Annotated in this window: 12 protein-coding genes and 1 riboswitch; of the genes, 5 read left to right on the top strand and 7 right to left on the bottom strand. The window is 71.5% G+C overall.

The window, feature by feature from the left end; genetic code table 11:
* Positions 1 to 77: 77 nt before the first annotated feature.
* A complete protein-coding gene (locus LV78_RS18905) occupies positions 78 to 2,837 on the bottom strand; it encodes a cellulose binding domain-containing protein (protein ID WP_253846578.1) in 2,760 nt (919 codons plus the stop codon).
* Positions 2,838 to 3,274: 437 nt separating this feature from the next.
* On the opposite strand from LV78_RS18905, the gene LV78_RS18900 reads away from it, so the two are divergent.
* Positions 3,275 to 3,517, top strand: coding sequence for a type II toxin-antitoxin system Phd/YefM family antitoxin (locus tag LV78_RS18900; RefSeq protein WP_253846656.1), 243 nt, complete (start codon positions 3,275 to 3,277; stop codon positions 3,515 to 3,517).
* Positions 3,514 to 3,774, top strand: coding sequence for a Txe/YoeB family addiction module toxin (locus LV78_RS18895; RefSeq protein WP_253846577.1), 261 nt, complete (start codon positions 3,514 to 3,516; stop codon positions 3,772 to 3,774). The genes LV78_RS18900 and LV78_RS18895 overlap by 4 nt, the downstream gene beginning before the upstream one ends.
* A gap of 18 nt (positions 3,775 to 3,792) precedes the next feature.
* On the opposite strand, the gene LV78_RS18890 is transcribed toward LV78_RS18895, so the two are convergent.
* The 6 genes from LV78_RS18890 to cobN form a co-directional block, all read right to left on the bottom strand.
* Complete coding sequence (locus tag LV78_RS18890) at positions 3,793 to 4,824, bottom strand: LacI family DNA-binding transcriptional regulator (RefSeq protein ID WP_096492343.1); 1,032 nt, start codon at positions 4,822 to 4,824, stop codon at positions 3,793 to 3,795.
* Positions 4,821 to 6,239, bottom strand: coding sequence for a GH1 family beta-glucosidase (locus LV78_RS18885; protein WP_253846576.1), 1,419 nt, complete (start codon positions 6,237 to 6,239; stop codon positions 4,821 to 4,823). The genes LV78_RS18890 and LV78_RS18885 overlap by 4 nt, the downstream gene beginning before the upstream one ends.
* Before the next feature lie 2 nt (positions 6,240 to 6,241).
* Positions 6,242 to 7,060, bottom strand: a complete 819-nt coding sequence (locus LV78_RS18880) for a carbohydrate ABC transporter permease (protein ID WP_253846575.1) — start codon at positions 7,058 to 7,060, stop codon at positions 6,242 to 6,244.
* Positions 7,061 to 7,063: 3 nt separating this feature from the next.
* Positions 7,064 to 7,993 carry a carbohydrate ABC transporter permease gene (locus tag LV78_RS18875; RefSeq protein ID WP_253846574.1) on the bottom strand — a complete coding sequence of 310 codons (930 nt, stop codon included), beginning with the start codon at positions 7,991 to 7,993 and terminating at the stop codon, positions 7,064 to 7,066.
* 74 nt (positions 7,994 to 8,067) lie between these two features.
* On the bottom strand, positions 8,068 to 9,342 hold the full coding sequence (locus tag LV78_RS18870; protein ID WP_253846573.1) for an ABC transporter substrate-binding protein: 1,275 nt from the start codon (positions 9,340 to 9,342) through the stop codon (positions 8,068 to 8,070).
* 1,574 nt (positions 9,343 to 10,916) lie between these two features.
* Complete coding sequence (cobN, locus tag LV78_RS18865; RefSeq protein WP_253846572.1) at positions 10,917 to 14,498, bottom strand: cobaltochelatase subunit CobN; 3,582 nt, start codon at positions 14,496 to 14,498, stop codon at positions 10,917 to 10,919.
* 35 nt (positions 14,499 to 14,533) lie between these two features.
* Positions 14,534 to 14,665: riboswitch (cobalamin riboswitch) on the bottom strand.
* Positions 14,666 to 14,675: 10 nt separating this feature from the next.
* On the opposite strand from cobN, the gene LV78_RS18860 reads away from it, so the two are divergent.
* From LV78_RS18860 to cobJ, 3 genes are read left to right on the top strand one after another with little or no spacing between them, the layout of a single operon-like run.
* Complete coding sequence (locus LV78_RS18860; protein ID WP_253846571.1) at positions 14,676 to 15,713, top strand: ferredoxin-like domain-containing protein; 1,038 nt, start codon at positions 14,676 to 14,678, stop codon at positions 15,711 to 15,713.
* Positions 15,710 to 16,336: a precorrin-8X methylmutase gene (locus LV78_RS18855; RefSeq protein WP_253846570.1), complete on the top strand. Its 627-nt coding sequence runs from the start codon at positions 15,710 to 15,712 to the stop codon at positions 16,334 to 16,336. Before LV78_RS18860 ends, LV78_RS18855 begins: the two co-directional genes overlap by 4 nt.
* A complete protein-coding gene (gene cobJ / locus LV78_RS18850; protein ID WP_253846569.1) occupies positions 16,333 to 17,847 on the top strand; it encodes a precorrin-3B C(17)-methyltransferase in 1,515 nt (504 codons plus the stop codon). Before LV78_RS18855 ends, cobJ begins: the two co-directional genes overlap by 4 nt.

Here is a 17,847-nt window from a genome sequence, read left to right as displayed (position 1 = left end):
CCGCCGCGCTCCTGCGGACGCGCCCCGGCGGCGCGGCTGTGTCGCGCAGCCGCGCCGCCGGGACCCGCACGAGGGCCTCACACCGGTGAGCAGGAACCACCGTTGAGCGTGAACGCGGTGGGGTTGGCGTTGCTGCCCTGCCAGCTCGCCTGGAATCCGAACTCCACCGCGCTCCCAGCGCCGATGGTCCCGTTCCAGCCCTCGTTGGTCACCGTGACCTCGGCGCCGCTCTGCGCGGCCTTGCCGTTCCACGCGCTGGTCACCCGCTGGCCGTTCGCGTAGGTCCACCTCAGCGACCACCCGCTGACGGCCGTCGTGCCCCGGTTGGTGATCCGCACGGTTCCCTGGAACCCGCCGGACCACTGGTTCTGCACCCGGTACTCGACCGCGCACGACGCCGAGGGCGGGACCGTCGTCGTGGTGGTGGTCGTGGTGGTGGTCGTGGTCCCACCGCCGGTCGTGGTGGTCGTGGTGGTCGTGGTGGTCGTGGTGGTCGTCGTCGTGCTCGGCGGCGGCCCGCTCGGGTCGGCGTACAGGATCCCGCGCCCGTTCGTGCCGAGGTAGACCCGCCCGTAGACCCTCGGGTCGCCGGTGATCGCCTCGCCCGCGTTGCCGTACTGGTGCTGGTCGTCGTTGATCCGGACCCAGTTCGCCCCGGTGTCGTCGGAGCGGAGCACGCCGGTCACGCCGCCGGTGGTGAGCACCGCGTACAGCGCCGGGTAGGTGCTGCCGGGCGCGGCCTTGCCGAAGCCGACGTTCACCGCGCTCGTCACGTTCGCCTGCTTGGCGGCGGTCGCGCCGCCGTCGGTGGACCGGAACAGCCCGCCCTCGCCCGCCAGCCACAGCTCGCCCTCGCGGCCGGGCACGGCGTGCAGCTTGGTCGCCGCCACCGACGCGCCCGCCGTGAACGTCGCGCCGCCGTCGGTGCTGGTGTAGACGCGGTTCGCGGCCAGCGCGTAGAACTTCCTCGGGTTCACCCGGTCCGACTCGACCACCGCGCCCGCGGGCACGCCGCTCGACGCGGTCCAGGAGTTGCCGAAGCCCACCGAGAGGTGCACCCCCGCGCCCGCCGGGCTCCAGACGAACCGGCTGCCGTCCGCCGCCGCCGCGACCGTGCCACCGCCGGTCACCCCGCCCGGATCGGTCCCGCCGAACCAGTTCGCGCCGCCGTCCGTGGAGAACGCGACGTGCGGGGCGGCGTCGGAGTTGCCGGAGCGGACCATCACCGAGGCGTTGGTCTCGGCGTAGTCCAGGCTGGTGGTGGAGGTGAAGTTGGGCTGGGTGAACATCATCGGCGGCACCTTGGCCAGATCCGCGTGCCGGAACCCGCCGATGTCGCCGAGCGCGCTGACCAGCGGGGCCGCGCCGGTGGGCGGGCTGACCAGGTCGAGCACGCTGGTCTCCTCCAGACCCGCCGCCGTGGGCTTGAGGGTGATCTGGCCGCCCCGGTCCCAGGCGGTGAGGTTGGTGGTGCCGTAGATCGTCGCGCCGGTGCCGTAGAGCATCCGGTCCGAGTCGAACGGGTCGATCTCCATCGACTCGGTCATCCAGCCGAGCTTGGGCGTGACCTCGGGCGGCTGCGGGTTGGCCCCCCAGCTCAGCCACGGGGAGGCGGTGATGTCCATGGTGTAGCGGAAGCTGCGGTTGGGGTAGTTGGTGAAGTCCCAGATGCGGGTCCAGGTCGCGCCCGCGTCGGTGGAGCGGAACACGATGATGTCCGGCCACCAGGAGATCTGGGTGGTGACCATGATCGTGCTGGGGTTGTTGCGGTCGATGGTGAGGCCGCTGTAGCCGAAGTAGTCGTCGGCGCTGTCGGACGGGATCGGGCTGATCCTGGTCCACGCGCCGGAAGCCGTGTCGTACTTCCACACGTCGCCCTTGGCGCCGTCGTACGGGCCGCCGGTGTCGCTGGTGGCGAGGTAGAGGAAGCCGCCGGTGGTGTCCAGGACGCCCTTGTGCGCGAGGTAGCCGGTGGGCTGACCGGCGAGCCTGGTCCACGTCGCGCCCGCGTCCGTGGTGCGGTAGACGGTGTTCTGCTTGTCGGCGACGCCCACGTAGATCGTGCGGCTGGGGGCGCCGGACGCGGACGAGCGCGGGTCGTAGGTGACCCAGGTGACGCCCTGGTTGTCGCTGTTGTAGCCGGTGGTGTCGTTCGGGTCGGCGACGTAGGTGCCGGGGTTGGGGAACGCGGTGACCTTCGCCCAGGTGACGCCGCTGTCGGTGCTGCGCCACAGCCCGTTGCCGCTGGGGGCGCCGAGGTGGAGCACGCGCGGGTCGTTCGGGTCGACCGCGAGGCGCTCGCCCATGCCCCGGCCCGGCATGTTGCCGCCGAGCTTGAACGGGAGGCTGGTGGACTGCCAGGTCGCGCCCCGGTCGGAGGAGCGCAGGACGGCGCCGTTGTTCGGGTCCCAGCTGTTGGTGTACATGCCGACGGCGGCGTAGACCTTGGCGGCGTTCTTGGGGTCCGGGGCGATCGAGATGACGCCGTTGTGGCCCCAGCGGTCCCAGCCGACGGCGTCGAGCAGCGGGGTCCAGCGGCCGGTGGCCTGGTTCCAGCGGTAGGCGCCGCCGATGTCGGTGCGCGCGTAGACCAGGTTCCGCTCGGCGGGGCTGAAGACGATGCCGGGCACGAACCCGCCGCCCTGGATCTCGACGTTCTTCCAGGTGTGCGGCTGGCTCGCGGGCGCGGCCTGCGCGACGGGGGCGGGGCTGGTGGCGACGATGGCGACGAGCGTGGCGGCGGCCGTGACGAGGGCTGCCAGGAGGGCGGGTAATCGGCTCCCGCGCCGCGCCCGTGCGGTGACGGGCGGGGTGGGCTCTGGCTGGCGCGGTGCCATCACGGCGCTCCTTTGCGCGGTTCGGGCGGGTGCCGGGCAGGGCGAGCGGTGGAGCGGGGGCCGGGCCGGTGGAGCGGGGGCCTGGCGGGCTGAGCGGGCTGAGCTGGTCGGGCCGGTCGAGCGGGAGTCGAGCGGAGACCTGGCGGGCCGTGCGGGTCGAGCGCGAACCGGGCCGGGGTCGGGAGGAGGCGGTGGGCGAAAGGGACGCCTCCTCCCGCGCCTGGCTCCGGGCGGTCGGGGGACGACCGACCCGACCACCGTTTCTGGGAGCGCTCCCAGAGCGGGTGGAAGAAAAACGTAACGACCGCCGAAGTGCGGTGTAAAGAGCTGCCCGGTGCGCGGATCGGGTGAATTGCAGGTGACTCGCTCGCCCTTGGCGCTTCACAACGGGATACGTACAATATCTTGTACGTCGAAAGGTGTCACAGGTGAAGATCATGAGCTATTCCGAATCACGCGCCAACTACGCCGAGACGCTCGACTCCGTGATCAACGACCGTGAGGAAGTCGTGATCACCCGCGCGGGACGCGACTCGGTGGTGATCGTCGCACTCGACGACTACCAGTCCATGAAGGAGTCCCTCTACCTGCTCCGCAGCACGGAGAACGCGCGGCGCGTGTTCAACTCGATCGAACGCTTGGAATCCGGCGGCGGCGAGCACCACGAGCTGGTCGAGTGAAGTTCATCTGGGACGAGCACGCCTGGGCCGACTACCTCTGGTGGCAGACCGAGGACCGCAAGGTGCTCAAGCGCGTCAACGAGCTGATCAAGGACGTCCAGCGCAACGGCAACGAGGGCATCGGCAAGCCCGAGCCGCTCAAGCACGGCTTCCAGGGCTACTGGTCGCGCCGGATCACCGACGAGCACCGCCTGGTCTACAAGATCGCGGAGGACGAGATCCGGATCGCCGCCTGCCGCTACCACTACGCGAGGTAGCGGCAGGTGGTCCGGGCGCTACGCGCTGGCCCGGTGCACCAGCGAGGTCGGCAGGAGCAGGAACGGGGGGAGGTTCTCCTCGCCCGTCAGCTCCGCCATCAGCCGCCACGTCATCGTGCGGCCCAGCTGCTCCACGTCCTGCCGGACCGTCGTCAGCGGCGGGACCGCCGTCGACGCCAGGACCAGGTCGTCGAAGCCCACCACGGCCACGTCCTGCGGCACCCGCTTGCCGTGCGCGTGCAGCGCCTGCAGCGCGCCCATCGCCATGATGTCGGCCCCCACGAACACCGCGTCCAGCGCGGGCTCGCGGGTCAGCAGCTCGTCCATCGCGGCGGCGCCGCTGGTCGGGGTGAAGTCGCCGAACGCGACCAGGTCGTCGCGCAGCCCGGCCTGGCTCAGCGCCCGCTTGAACCCGCTCAGGCGGTCCATGCCCACGGCCATGTCCTTCGGGCCCGCTATGGTCGCGATCCTCGTGCGCCCCAGCGAGACCAGGTGCTTGGCCGCCTCCATGGCCCCGTTGAAGTTGTCCGAGTCCACGTACGGCACCCCGCCCGCGCCGAGGGGCCTGCCACCGACGACGGTGGGCAGGCCCGCGTCGGCGAGCACGCGGGGCAGCGGGTCCTGGCCGTGCAGGCTGATCACCAGCACGCCGTCGACGTGGCCGCCGCACAGGTAGTTCACCAGGTCCTGCTCGTCGCCCTCCTTGCTCATCATGAGCACGAGCTGGACCCTCTTGCCCGACAGCTCCGCGTGCACGCCTCGCAGCACGCCCGCGAAGAACGGGTCCGCCAGCACCCGGCTGCCCTGTTCGGACACCACCAGCGCGATGCAGTTCGCCCTGCTGCCCGCAAGGGTGCGGGCGGCCTGGTTGGGGCTGTACCCCAGCTGAACGATCGCCTGGTGAACGGCCTCGCGCGCCTTGGTGCTGACGTACGGCTCGCCGTTGATCACCCTCGACACGGTCGACTTGGACACCCCGGCGGCTCTGGCGACCTCTTCGAGCCTGGTCGGGGGCCTTCGGGCCTTGGGCGGCTCAACGGCGTCGGTCACGGCGCAGCCGTCGCTGACGGCGCGGGCAGCGCGTTGCCGCGGGCGACCTCGGAGTACCACATGGCGCTCATCTTAGGCGTCCTGACCTGCGTGCCGTAGTCGACATGCACGATCCCGAACCGCTTGGCGTAACCCTCGGCCCACTCGAAGTTGTCCATCAGCGACCACGCGAAGTAGCCGCGGAGGTCGACGCCCTCGCTGATCGCGTCGTGCGCCGCGCGCAGGTGCGAGTCGATGTACGCCAGCCGCTCCGGGTCGTTCACCGAGCCGTCGTCGGCCACCGAGTCGCGGTAGGCCGCGCCGTTCTCGGTGATGTAGATCGGCAGGCGCGGGTACTCCTCGTGCAGCCGGGTGAGGAGCTGGTAGATCCCGCGCGGTCGCACCTCCCACTCCATGTCGGTGCGCGTCGCGTCGTCCCGGACCGGGAAGCTGACGTGCTCGGCGCCGACCCACGGCGACCCGGTGGCGCGGCGGCCCGGCTTGGGCTCGCTGGGCGCGGCGGGCTCGGAGCTGACGAAGTGCTCGGTGTAGTAGTTCACGCCGAGCTGGTCCAGCGGCGCCGAGATGATCGCCAGGTCCTCGGGCTTGATGTGGTCGGCGAACCCGTGCGGCGCGAGGTCCGCGACGATGTCCGCCGGGTACTCGCCCTTGAACAGCGGGTCCAGGAAGATCCGGTTCTGCAGCCCGTCGAGCCGCCGCACCGCGTCCAGGTCCGCCTCGGACGAGGGGTCGGCGGGGATGATCGGGTACATGTTGAGCGTGATGCCGACCTTGGCCTCCGGCTTGGCCGAGCGGATCGCCGCGGTGGCGAGGCCGTGGCCGAGCAGCAGGTGGTGCACGGCCGCGACGGCGGCGGCGGGCTCCTGGCGGCCGGGCGCGTGGATGCCGCCCGCGTAGCCGAGGAACGCCGAGCACCACGGCTCGTTCAGCGTGGTCCAGTTGGACACCCGGTCGCCGAGCGCCTCCACGACCGTGGCCGCGTAGTCGGCGAACCGGTGCGCGGTGTCCCGGTTGGCCCAGCCGCCCGCGTCCTCCAGGGCCTGCGGGAGGTCCCAGTGGTAGAGCGTGACCCACGGGTCGATGCCGCGCTCCAGCAGGGTGTCGACCAGCCTGCTGTAGAAGTCCAGCCCGGCCTGGTTGGGCTCGCCGCCGTCGGGGCGGATCCTCGGCCAGGCGGTGGAGAAGCGGTACGCGCCGAGGCCGAGGTCGGCCATCATCGCGACGTCCTGCTCGACCCGGTGGTAGTGGTCCACGGCCACGTCACCGTTGTCACCACCGGCGACGGCGCCGGGCAGCGCGCAGAAGGTGTCCCAGATGGACGGGGAGCGACCGTCCTCCTTGGACGCCCCCTCGATCTGGAACGCCGCTGTCGCGGCCCCCCACACGAAGCCCTCGGGAAAGGAAATGGACTCCACAACTACCCCTTCACAGCACCCTGCATGATCCCGGCGACGATCTGCCGCCCGAGTACGAGGAACACGATCAGCACCGGGACGGTGGCCATCGTGGTCCCGGCGAGCACGAGCGAGTTGTTGATGTAGTAACCGCTCTTGAGCTTCTCCAGCGCGACCTGGATGGTCGGGTTCTCGGCGTTCAGCGCGATCAGCGGCCAGAGGAAGTCGTTCCAGGACGTCATGAACGTGAAGATGCCGAGCATCGCCGCCGCCGGGCGGACCGCGGGCAGGCACACGTGCCAGTAGGTGCTGAGGAGGCTGCAACCGTCCATGCGGGCCGCTTCGACGAGCTCGTCCGGCACGGCGTCCGCGATGAACTGGCGCATCCAGAACACGCCGAAGGCGGTGATCAGGTTCGGCACGATCACCGCGCCCAGCTCACCGGCCCAGCCGAACTCGGACATCGCCATGTACAGCGGGATGATCCCCAGCTGGGTCGGCACCGCGAGGGTCGCGACGACGAACAGCAGCAGCGGGCCCCGGCCCTTGAAGCGCAGCTTGGCGAAGGCGAAGCCGGCCAGGCTGGAGAGGAACACGACCGAGACGGTCACCGTCGAGGAGACGATGAGGCTGTTGCCCAGCGCCTTCCAGAACTCGATCTTGTCCAGGACGTCGCGGGCGTTGACCAGGAAGTTGCCGCCGGGGAGCCAGGGCTGCTCGGCCTTGAAGTGCGCGTCGTCGTGGCTGCCGACCAGGAAGGCCCAGTAGAACGGGAAGGCCGACGCGATGATGAACGCGATCAGCGGTCCGTAGACCGCGAAACCGGGGCGCTTCTCCGACACGGTCTAGTCCTCCCCACTGGAGGCGATCCGGCGGGTGAGCATGAAGTTGATCCCGGCGATCGCGATGACGACGACGAACAGCACCCAGGCCACCGCGGAGGCGTAACCGAGCTCGTACTTGCTGTAGAAGGCCTGGTACATGTAGAGCATCACCGTCTGGAACTGGTTGCTGGCGCCACCGTTGGCGCTGCCGCCGCCAGGCTCGAACAGCAGCGGCTCGGTGAAGATCTGCAGGCCGCCGATGGTCGAGGTGATGACGACGAAGATGATCGTCGGGCGGAGCATGGGCAGCGTGACGCTGAAGAAGCGCCGCATGGTGCCCGCGCCGTCGACGACCGCGGCCTCGTACACGTCGCGCGGGATGGCCTGCATGGCGGCGAGCACGATGAGCGCGTTGTAGCCGGTCCAGCGCCAGTCGACCATGGTGGCGATGGCGACGTGGCTCCACCAGCGCTCGGCCTGCCAGTTGATCCGGTCGAAGCCGATGGCCTCAAGCCAGTCGTTGATCATGCCGTACTGGACGCCGAACAGGTCGCCGAAGATCAGGGTGAGCGCGACGAGGCTGGCCACGTAGGGCAGCAGCACGCCCATGCGCCACAACGTGCGCCCGCGCAGCGCGGTGTTGAGCAGCGCGGCGATCAGGACGGCGACGATGATCTGCGGCACGCTCGACATCAGGAAGATGCTGAACGTGTTGACCATCGCGTTCCAGAACTGCGGGTCGCTGAGCAGCTCGACGTAGTTGTCGAGGCCGATGAACTCGCCGTCCAGCCCCATCTCCCAGTCGAACAGGGAGATGTAGGCGGTGTACAGCAGCGGGAACAGGCCGACGACCGTGAACAGCAGGAAGAACGGCGCCACGAACAGGTAAGGCGAGTACTTCGCGTCGAGGTTGCTGAACCGGTAGCGGCGGGTGGGGTCGACGAGCCCCACCGAGTCGTCTCCCTCAGGACGCCGCGGCGGGCGGGGCGAAGCGCCCCGCCCGCTCGCCACCGAGGTGTCGGTGGTCACTTGGTCGCCTTCTGGGCGTCCTCGACGACCTTCTTCCACGCCTCGTCCGCGTTGGTGCCCTGCTCGACGGAGATCAGCGCCGGGCCGACGATGTCGTCCTGGATCTGGCCGTCCTTCGGGCCCTTGTACTGGGCCACGTCGACCTTCTTGGCCTGCTCCGCGTAGAGCTTGCCGACCTGCTGGCCGAAGTACTCGTTGGTGCTCTCGGTCAGCTCGGGGTTGTCGAGCGCCTCGAGCTGGCTCGGGAAGGTGTTCTTGGCCTTGAACGCCTTGATCTGCTGCTCGGGCGCGGTCAGCCAGGCAGCCAGCTCAGCGGCTTCCTTCGGGTGCTTGCTCTGCTTGGGCACGGTCAGGAACGAGCCGCCCCAGTTGCCGCCGCCGTCGGGGAAGGAGCCGGTGACGACCCACTTGCCCTTGTGCTCGGGGCCGGAGTTCTTCTCGATGTTGCCGAGGAGCCACGCCGGGCAGGTCTTGGTGGCGAAGGCCGACTCGCGGAAGCCGGTCTCCCACTCGGGGGTCCACGCCTTGAGCTTGGCGGACTGGCCCTGGGCGACGGCGGTGGTCACCTTGCCCCAGATGGCCTTGTCGCCGTTCGAGTCGATGACGAGCTTGTCGTCCTTGTCGAAGTAGCCCAGCTCGGCCTGGTTGTGCATCGGGTTGAAGATCTGCGCGGCCGAGTCGAACCAGGCCTTGCCGGTCTTCTCCGCGTACTGCTTGCCCGCGGCGAAGTACGAGTCCCAGGTGGCGAAGGTGGCGGTGATGCTCGCCTCGTCGGTGGCGATGCCACCGGCCTCCAGGAGGTCCTTGCGGTAGCACATGGCCAGCGGGCCGATGTCCGTGCCGTAGCCGATCAGCTCGCCGCCCTTGGCGGTGACCGACTCGGTCTTCCAGTCCAGCCAGCGGCCGTCGACGTTCGGGCCGATCTCCTTGAGGTTGTTGAACTGGCCCGCGCGGGTCATGACCTGGCTGAGGTAGCCCTCCTCGACGCCCTCGATGTCGGAGAGGCCGGAGCCCGCCGCCATCTTGGTGAAGAGGTTCTTGTGGTGGTCAGCGGCCTGGCCGGTCTTGCGCTCGCTCACCTTGATGTTGGGGTGAGCCGCCTCGTACTCCTTGAGGAGCTCCTCGTACCCGAACTGGTTGAACGTGGCGACGGTGAGTTCGATCTTGCCATCGGCACTGGTCCCACTGTCCGAACCGCAGGCGGTGGTGACCGCTGCGAGCACTGCGGTGCAGGCCAGGAGGCTACCCAGGCCTGCTCGACGGTTGCGCACGAGAACTCCTCGATGAGATCGGCGGTGTTGTTCTGGGAGCGCTCCCAGGTTGTGGGCGAGTGTGGTTCGCGCCACGGAGGCATGTCAAGCGTCTGTATCCACGCTGTTACCGGCATTGCGCCTTTTGCCCACCTGAACCGATTCCGTAAACCCCGTTCCAGTGAGCCGTTCGACCACCCCAGGTAGTCCCGAGGGTCCAAAACCGGACAGTGCGACCGGAGCATCCGACTAACGCCGCAGCGGGATGCGCGTTCGAGTGACGGCCGAACCGGTGAACGCTTCCAGGGGCTCCGTCCCGCGTCATCGCAGTCCCCTTCCAGGAGGTCCCCTCATGGCGCCACAGCGACCTTCCACCCGCGGGCGGGTTGGCACCACCCCTGGAAGCGGTAACAGGGGTGCGTCTCAACGGGGGCGGGGGTGGGCGGATTGGCGGGGTGGGTGGGGAGTGGGGGGTGGGGCGGCATCGGGGCGGGCGGGATCGGTTCAGCACGCACGGTCATCGCGCACGGGCACCCGCGATGGGGCGAGCGAGGTCACGGCGGGTGACAGCGGGCGGGTGGGGGTGGAGGCGGGTGGGGGGCGCCAGTTGGCGCCGGACGCACGGCGGGGGCAGGGCGGACCGGATATCGGGCGGCGGGGGTTGTTGCCGAACGGGAGGACGACGAGCAGGCAGACGGCGGGGCGGGCGGCGGCGGGCGATGGACAGGCGGGCGGGCGGCGGACGGCGGGTGGCGGACAGCGAGCAGCAGGCAGCGGGCGGCGGGCAGCGAGCAGCAGGCGGCGGCCGACGGGGGGGCGGCCGACGGGTGACGGACAGCGGGCAGCGAGCAGCGGACGGCTGCCGACGGGTGGCGGGCAGGATGGGACGGGTGGCGGGCAGGATGGATGGGCGCACGGGCCCGAGAGTCGAAAGGCAACGAGGCGGAGGGCAGCAAGGCGGTTCACCGAGCCTCGAACAGGACCGGCCCACGAGCGAACAGCACATACCCACGAGCGAGCGGCGCCTAGGCGGAAAGCGCTTGCCAAACACCTGATCGTCCTCGGCTCGACACCCCTCCCGGACAGCCGCCGAAGTCGAGTTGCGGAAAGCGCTTACCACAAGGGGTTCAAGGCTGCTCCGGCGGGTGAGTTGCTTGCCGCACAGCGACTTGTCGACAAAGCAACCTCACGACACCCCTCGTTTGGAAAGCGCTTGCCAAAGCCGGGCGAACAGCCCCCTCAGCCCGAAAGTTGTCGACAAAGCGACCCGATCTTCCCTAGGAAAGCGCTTGCCCACCACAACGTGAAAGGGGCGGCGGGCCAATGGCCCACCGCCCCTTTCACACCAGCCTGCTCAGCAACCCCGGAGCCAGCTCACCGGCGCTACCCGCTCAGCGCCGCAGACCACGGCACCGCCGGTTCAGCCCCACCGGCCCAGCCCCACCGGTTCAGCGCCGCAGACCACGGCACCACCGGTCCAGCCCCACCGGTCCAGCCCCACCGGTCCAGCCCCACCGGTCCAGCCCCACCGGCCCAGCATCACCGGCCAAGTCCCGCCAGCCCAACCCCACCGGCCCGGCCCCAGCGCCCCAACCTCAACGCCGGTCCTCCAAATCCCCCTCCGTGCTCAAGTACACCGCCCGCAGCGCCTCCAGCGTCGCCTCCTCCGGGTGCTCCCACAGCCCCCGGTCCGCCGCCTCCAGCAACCGCTCCGCGATCCCGTGCAGCGCCCACGGGTTGCTCTCGTTCAAGAACCGCTGGTTCTCCTCGTCGAGCACATAGGCCTCGGTCAGCTTCTCGTACATCCAGTCCGCGACGACCCCGGTCGTGGCGTCGTACCCGAACAGGTAGTCCACCGTCGCCGCCAGCTCGAACGCGCCCTTGTACCCGTGCCTGCGCATCGCGGCCAACCACCGGGGGTTCACCACGCGGGCCCGGAAGATCCGGTTCGTCTCCTCGTGCAGGGTCCGCGTGCGCACCGCGTCGGGCCTCGTGCTGTCACCCACGTACGCCTTCGGCGCCTTCCCCGTCAGCGCCCGCACCGTCGCGACCATGCCGCCGTGGTACTGGAAGTAGTCGTCCGAGTCGATGACGTCGTGCTCGCGGGTGTCGATGTTCTTCGCCGCCACCGCGATCCGCTTGTACGCGGTCTCCATGTCCGGCCTGGCCTGCACGCCGTCGAGCCCGCGCCCGTACGCGTACCCGCCCCACACCGCGTACACCTCGGCCAGGTCGGCGTCGTCGCGCCAGTTCCGGCTGTCGATCAGCGGCAGCAGCCCCGCGCCGTACGCGCCCGGCTTGGAGCCGAAGATGCGCATGGTGGCCCGCCGGTCGTCGCCGTGCTCGTCCAGCGCCGCGCGGACGTGGGCGCGCACGAAGTTGTCCGCGTCCGACTCGTCCAGGTCCGAGACCAGCCGCACCGCGTCGTCCAGCAGCGCCACCACGTGCGGGAACGCGTCGCGGAAGAAGCCGCTGATGCGCACGGTCACGTCGATGCGCGGCCTGCCCAGCTCCTCCAGGTCCACGACCTCAAGGCCGGTCACCCGGCGGGACTGCTCGTCCCACACCGGCCGCACGCCCAGCAGCGCCAGCACCTCGGCGATGTCGTCGCCGGAGGTGCGCATGGCGGACGTGCCCCACACCGACAGCCCCACCGACGGCGGCCACTCCCCCGTCTCGGAGCGGTAGCGCTCCAGCAGCGAGTCGGCCATGGCCTGCCCGGTCTCCCAGGCCAGCCTGGACGGCACGGCCTTCGGGTCGACCGAGTAGAAGTTCCGGCCGGTCGGCAGCACGTTCACCAGGCCGCGCAGCGGCGAACCGCTCGGGCCCGCGGGCACGTACCCGCCGTTGAGGGCGTGCAGCACGTGCGTCATCTCGTCGGTGGTCCTGGCGAGCCTGGGCACGACCTCGCGGGCGCCGAACTCCAGGATGCTGACGACGTCCCGGTCGTCCGTGAGCGTCTCGGCGTGCTCGGGCGCCCAGTCGGCGTCCTCCATCGCCTGCACCAGCTCGCGCGCCTGCTGCTCGGCGGCGTCCGTGTCGACGCGGTCCGCGCCCTGCTTGAGGCCCAGCGCGTCGCGCAGGCCGGGGAGCGCGGCGACCTGCCCTGCCCACACCTGCGGGGCCTGGAGGATCGCCAGCACCAGGTTGACCCGCGCCGCGCCGACCGGCGGCTCGCCGAGCACGTGCAGGCCGTCGCGGATCTGCACGTCCTTGATCTCGCACAGCCAGCCGTCGACGTGCAGGATCAGCTCGTCGAACTCGGCGTCGTGCGGCCGGTCGGTCAGGCCGAGGTCGTGGTCGAGCTTGGCGGCCTGGATGAGGGTCCAGATCTGGGCCCGGATGGCGGGCAGCTTCGCCGGGTCCATCGCGGCGATGTTGCCGTGCTCGTCCAGCAGCTGCTCCAGGCGCGCGATGTCGCCGTAGCTGTCCGAGCGGGCCATCGGCGGCACCAGGTGGTCGACGAGGGTGGCGTGCGCGCGGCGCTTGGCCTGGGTGCCCTCGCCGGGGTCGTTGACCAGGAACGGGTAGATCAGCGGCAGGTCGCCGAGCGCCGCGTCGGGGCCGCAGCCCGCCGACAGGCCGACGGTCTTGCCGGGCAGCCACTCCAGGTTGCCGTGCTTGCCGACGTGCACGACCGCGTCGGCGCCGAACTCGGCCTCCAGCCAGCGGTACGCGCCCAGGTAGTGGTGGCTGGGCGGCAGGTCCGGGTCGTGGTAGATCGCGATGGGGTTCTCGCCGAAGCCGCGCGGCGGCTGCACCATGACCACGACGTTGCCCGAGCGCAGGGCGGCCAGCACGATCTCGCCGTCGCGGTCGCGGGAGCGGTCCACGAACAGCTCGCCGGGCGCGGGGCCCCAGTGCCGCTCCATGTCCTCGCGGGCGTCCTCGGGCAGCGTCGCGTACCACTCGCGGTAGCGGGCGGCGGGCAGCCGCACCGGGTTGCCCTGGAGCTGCTCCTCGGTGAGCCAGTCCGGGTCCTGGCCGCCTGCGGCGATCAGGGCGTGGATGAGCGCGTCGCCGTTGAGGTCGTCCAGGCCGGGGAAGCCCTCGCCGAGGTCGTAGCCCTGCTCGCGCAGCGCGGCGAGCAGCCGGACCGCGCTGGCCGGGGTGTCCAGGCCGACCGCGTTGCCGATGCGGGAGTGCTTGGTCGGGTAGGCCGACAGCATGAGCACGACCTTGCGGTCGGCGGGCGGGGTGTGCCGGAGCTTGCCGTGCCGCACCGCGATGCCCGCGACGCGCAGCGCCCGCTCGGGGTCGGCGACGTACACGGTCAGGCCGTCCTCATCGATCTCCTTGAAGGAGAACGGGACGGTGATGATGCGGCCGTCGAACTCGGGGATCGCGACCTGGGTGGCGGTGTCGAGCGGCGAGAGGCCGTCGTCGTTGTCGTCCCAGTCGGCGCGGCTGCTGGTCAGGCACAGGCCCTGCAGGATCGGCACGTCCAGCTCGGCGAGCGCGCCCACGTCCCAGGCGTCGTCGTCGCCACCGGCGGAGGCCGTCGCGGGCTTGGTGCCACCGGCGGCGAGCACGGTGACCACGAGCGCGTCGGCCTTGCGCAGCTCGGCGAGCAGCTCGGGCTCGGCGGTGCGCAGCGAGGAGCAGAAGATCGGCAGCGGTCGGCCGCCCTTGGCCTCGATCGCGTCGCACAGCGAGTGCACGAACGCGGTGTTCCCGGCCACGTGGTGGGCGCGGTAGTAGAGCACCGCGACGGTGGGCCGCGCGCCCCCGTCCGGGTCGCCGGTGGGCTCGGGGCGCTCCAGCAGGCCCCAGTTGGGCGCGGCCACGGGCGGCTCGAAGCCGACTCCGGTCAGCAGGACGGTGTCGGACAGGAACGCGTGCAGCTGCGCGAGGTTCGCGGAACCGCCGTGGGCCAGATAAGTGTGCGCTTCCGCACACACCCCGCCGGGCACGGTGGACAGCTCCATCAGCTCGGCGTCCGGGTTCTGCTCGCCGCCCAGCACGACGACCGGCCTGGGGCCCGCGAGGAGGTGGTCAAGACCCTCCTCCCAGATGCGCCTGCCGCCCAGGATGCGCACCACCACCAGGTCGGCGCCCTCGACGAGTTCGGGCAGGTCGTCGACGCCGAGCCTGGCCGGGTTGCCGAGCCGGTAGTCGGCTCCGCTGGCTCGTGCGGACAGCAGGTCCGTGTCGGAGGTCGACAGCAGCAGGATCACGTGCGGGCTCCATCCCTCGGGGGTCCTCGCCCCAAGTCGTAGGGGACGGCGTGCGGAGTTCCTGACTCCCCGGGTTTCCCCAGGTCACAGTGGCGGGACCGCGCCGGTTTCGCACCGGCTTCCTCCTGTTGCTTCGCCGTTCAGGCCTCACACTAACTCGGAGTTAGCATCCAGCCCATGTCCCCAGACCGCGATCGCCCTGACGCCTGCCCCGGCGCCGTCGACGTGTTCCAGGCCTCGGACGGCGGGCTCGCCCGCGTCCGCGTGCCCGGCGGCACGATCGACGCCGAGAGGTTCGACGTCCTCCGCCTGGCAGCGCTGGAGCTGGGAGACGGCTGGATAGAGCTGACCTCGCGGTCGAACCTCCAGGTCAGGGGCCTGGCGGAGGGCGCGGAGCTGGAGCTGGGCAGGCGGCTGTCGGCGGCCGGGCTGCTGCCGACGCGCACCCACGAGCGGATGCGCAACATCATCGGCGACCCGCTGGACCCCGGTTCGCAGGCGCTGTGCGACGAGCTGGACCTGGCGCTGCGGTCGGTGCCTTCGCTGGGCGGGCTTCCCGGCCGGTTCATGCTCACCGCGGGCCACTCGGTGTCGGGTCTGGGCTGCGACATCGGCGTGGCCGGTGACGTGCTGCTGCTGGCCGGTCAGGACTCCGGCGTGCGCGTGTCGGACCCGGTCGCGGCGGTGGTCGCGGCGGCGCTGGCGTTCCAGAAGGCGCGCGGCGCGGCCTGGCGTCTGTCCGAAGTGGACTTCGGGGTGGCGAAGGTCACGGCGGCCGTGGTGGCGACCGCGCCGGGTGCCGCCACGAGCGCGGAGCGCTACACCCCGGCCGTGACGCCGGTCGTGCCCGGCCCCGTCCCCGGCCGCGACCTGGTGGTCGCCGGGGTGCCCCTCGGCAGGCTCGACGCCCGCCTCCTGCCTGGCACGGCGGTGCGCGTGACCCCGTGGCGCGCGCTCGTGCTGCCCTCCTCGGCCGACACCACCGGCCTGATCACCGACCCGGACTCGCCGCTGTGGGGCGTCGGCTCGTGCGCCGGTAGCCCCGGTTGCGCGAAGTCGCTCGCGGACGTGCGGACCGACGCCGTGGCCTGGGCGCGCACGCGCACCGACCGCGGTCCCGCACACTGGTCCGGTTGCGCCCGGCGGTGCGGTCGGCCGGCGGGCGAGGTCAGGGAGTTCGTCGCCACAGGCGGCGGTTACGAGGAGATCGGTTGAGCGAGTACGTCAAGGACGGCGCGGAGATATACCGCAGGTCCTTCGCGACCATCCGCGCCGAGGCGCGCCTGGACGGGCTGCCGCCCGACGTGGCGCGCGTGGTGGTCCGGATGATCCACGCCTGCGGCATGGTCGACCTGGTCGGGGACGTGGCCTTCTCGCCGGGGGTGGTGTCGTCCGCGCGGGCGGCGCTGCTCGCGGGCGCGCCGGTGCTGTGCGACGCGCAGATGGTCGCGTCCGGGATCACCAGGAAGCGGCTGCCCGCCGACAACGACGTGCTGTGCCTGCTCGGCGACCCGGCGGTGCCCGCGCTGGCGGCGGAGATCGGCAACACCCGCAGCGCGGCGGCGCTGGAGCTGTGGGGCGAGCGGATGGGCGGGGCGGTCGTGGCGATCGGCAACGCGCCCACCGCGCTGTTCCACCTGCTCGACCTGATCGCGGCGGGCGCCCCGAAGCCCGCCGCCGTGCTGGGCGTCCCGGTGGGCTTCATCGGGGCGGCCGAGTCGAAGGACGCGCTGGCCGCGAACGACCTGGGGCTGGAGTACCTGGTGGTGCGGGGTCGGCGCGGTGGCAGCGCGATGACCGCCGCCGCCGTGAACGCGATCGCGAGCGAGGACGAATGACCGGCAGGCTCTACGGCGTCGGGGTCGGACCGGGTGACCCGGAGCTGGTGACGGTGAAGGCCGCGCGGCTGATCGGCGAGGCGGACGTGGTGGTGTTCCACAGCGCGCGGCACGGCCGCAGCGTGGCGCGCCGGACGGCCGAGCCGTACCTGCGGGAGGGGCAGCTGCACGAGCAGCTGGTCTACCCGGTCACCACCGAGGACTCGGACGACTACCAGGGCGAGATCGACGCGTTCTACGCCGAGTGCGCGGAGCGGTTGGCGGCGCACCTGGACGCGGGGCGGACCGTGGTGGTGCTGGCGGCGGGCGACCCGCTGTTCTACGGGTCGTACATGCACCTGCACAAGCGGTTGGCGCACCGGTACCCGGCCGAGGTGGTGCCGGGGGTGACCTCGGTGAGCGCGGCCTCCGCCGTGCTGGGGAAGCCGCTGGTGGAGCGGGACGAGGTGCTGACCGTGCTGCCGGGCACGCTGCCGGTGGACGAGCTGGCCGGGCGGCTGGCCGGGGACGACCCGGTGGCGGTCATGAAGCTGGGGCGGACGTTCCCGAACGTGCGGGAGGCGCTGGAGCGGGCCGGGCGGCTGGACGAGGCCTGGTACGTGGAGCGGGCCACCACGCGCGGGGAGCGGACGGCGCGGCTGTCCGACGTGGACGCCGACGAGGTGCCGTACTTCTCGCTGGCGGTGCTGCCGAGCAGGGCGGGCGCTCCGGTGGACGCGGCGGACGCGGCGCCTGCCGTGTCCACTGTGGATGGTATGGAACCGTTGGCGGGTAAGGGGCTCGGCGAGGTCGTGGTCGTCGGGCTCGGTCCGGCCGGGCCGGAGTGGTTGACGCCGCAGGCCCGCGAGGCGCTGGAGGCGGCCGACGACCTGGTCGGGTACGTGACGTACCTGAACCGGGTGCCGGACAGCCCGCGCAGGCGCAAGCACGCCTCGGACAACAAGGTCGAGGCGGAGCGGGCGGCGTTCGCGCTGGAGCTGGCCGGGCGCGGCAGGCGGGTGGCGGTGGTGTCCTCGGGTGATCCGGGGGTGTTCGCGATGGCCGCCGCCGTGCTGGAGGTCGCGGAGGGCTACCCGGACGTGCCGGTGCGGGTGCTGCCCGGCATGACGGCCGCGCACGCGGTCGCGAGCCGGGTGGGCGCGCCGCTGGGGCACGACTACTGCGTGGTGTCGCTGTCGGACCGGCTCAAGCCGTGGGAGGTCATCGCCGAGCGGTTGGCGGCGGCGGCGAAGGCGGATCTGGTGCTGGCGCTGTACAACCCGGCGTCGCGCAGCCGCACCTGGCAGGTGGCGGCGATGCGGGACCTGCTGCTGGAGCACCGGTCGCCGGACACGCCCGTGGTGATCGGGCGGGACGTGGGCGGGCCGCAGGAGAGCGTGCGCGTGCTGCGCCTGGCCGACCTGGACCCGACGACCGTGGACATGCGGTGCCTGCTGCTGATCGGGTCCTCGCAGACGCGGGTCTCGCCCAGTGGCAAGGTGTTCACGCCCCGGACCTACCCGACGGGCTGA

Source organism: Actinosynnema pretiosum, from assembly GCF_024171695.1.
GTDB lineage: Bacteria > Actinomycetota > Actinomycetes > Mycobacteriales > Pseudonocardiaceae > Actinosynnema > Actinosynnema pretiosum.
Note: the sequence above shows the minus strand (reverse complement) of the source record. Positions and strands in the feature narration are given on the sequence as shown.